Annotated in this window: 2 protein-coding genes; both read left to right on the top strand. The window is 75.8% G+C overall.

The window, feature by feature from the left end; genetic code table 11:
• The first annotated feature begins 2 nt into the window (after positions 1-2).
• Entirely contained in the window at positions 3-485 is a 483-nt protein-coding gene (locus C7C56_RS24570) for a YfiR family protein (RefSeq protein WP_229458976.1), read from the top strand.
• Positions 482-1,513 (top strand): diguanylate cyclase domain-containing protein (locus C7C56_RS24565; RefSeq protein WP_229458975.1); only part of this gene is annotated, 1,032 nt, incomplete at its 3' end. The genes C7C56_RS24570 and C7C56_RS24565, both read left to right, overlap by 4 nt.

Raw genomic sequence — 1,513 nt, 5'->3', positions numbered from 1 at the left:
CGCTGCTGGGCGCGGGCGCGCCGGCCCGCGCCCAGCCGGTGCCCGAGGACGAGCTCAAGGCCGCGTTCGTGTTCAACTTCGCCGTGTTCACCGCCTGGCCGGCGCGCGCGCTGCCGGCCGCCGCGCCGATCGTCGTGTGCGCCAGCCCGGACGGCGCGCTGTACGGCGCGCTCGGCAAACTGGGCGGCAAGATGGTCAACGGCCACCGCGTCGCGCTGCTGGGCACGCCGCCGGGCGCGGCCGGCTGCCACCTGCTGGTGCTCGAGCGCGGCGGGCGCGAACGCTGGGCCGGCTCGCCCGCCGCGCTGGCCGCGGCCCACGTGCTCACGGTCTCCGAGCGCGAGCCCGGCGCCGCCGACGGCGCCGTGATCGGCCTGTGGTCCGAGCACGCGCGCATCGGCTTCGACGTCGACCTCGGCGCCGCGCGCGCCGCCGGCCTGGTGCTGAGCTCAAAACTGCTGCGGTTGGCCCGGAGCGTCCATTGAGGGCGCCGCACGAGGCGCGCCGGCGGCCCGGCGACCGGATGGCGCTGGCCAACGCGCTCGCCGCCGGCGCCGCCGTGTGCCTGGCCAGCGCGGCCCTGATCGGGTCCCAGTTCCTGGCGCTGCGCGGGGCGCTGGCCGACGACCTGCGGGTGCAGGCGCGCATCGTCGGCAACAACAGCGCGGCGGCGTTGATGTTCCGGGACGGGCCCGCCGGCGAGGAGACGCTGTCCGGGCTGGCGGCCTCGCCGAGCGTGACCGGGGCCGCCATCTTCGACGCCGGCGGCGCCACGCTGGCGCGCTACCAGCGCAGCAACGCGCCGCAGCTGGCGCCGCCGTCGCCCGAACTGGCCGCGGCCGGGCACGCCTACCACGCCGACCACCTCGACGTGGCCGAGCCGATCCGGGTCAACGACCAGCAGATCGGCTTCGTGCGCATCCGCGCCTCGCTCGACGGCCTGTTCGCGCGCCTGTTCACCTATGCCGGCCTGACGCTGGGCATCGCCCTGTGCTCGCTGGGGCTGGCCTGGGCGCTGGTGGCGCGGATGCGGCGCAAGGTGCGCAGCGCCGAGGCGCACCTGCACTTCATGGCCCACGTCGACGCCGTCACGGCGCTGCCGAACCGGCACCAGTTCAACGAGCGGCTCGGCCAGGCGCTGCTGCGCGCCGACCGCGGGCACGGCGCGGTCGCCCTGCTGCTGCTCGACCTGGACAATTTCAAGGTGGTCAACGACACCCTCGGCCACGACTGCGGCGACAGCCTGCTCAAGCTGGTGGCGCAGCGCCTGGTGCAGGCGCTGCGCGGGGGCGGCCTGATCTGCCGCATCGGCGGCGACGAATTCGCCGTCATCGTCGATCCGGCCGGCGACGGCGAAGGGCCCGGCGACGAGGCGCGCAAGATCCTCGCCGCGCTGGCCGAGCCGTTCGAGATCGAATCGCACCAGTTGCATGTGAGCGCGAGCATCGGGGTCTCGCTCTATCCGCGCGACGCGCCCGACGCGCGCACCCTCACCCGCAGCGCCGACAGCGCC

Origin of the sequence: Massilia glaciei (assembly GCF_003011895.2) — a bacterium.
Taxonomy (GTDB): Bacteria; Pseudomonadota; Gammaproteobacteria; order Burkholderiales; family Burkholderiaceae_D; genus Telluria_A; species Telluria_A glaciei.
This window is presented reverse-complemented; position numbering and strand designations above follow the sequence as displayed.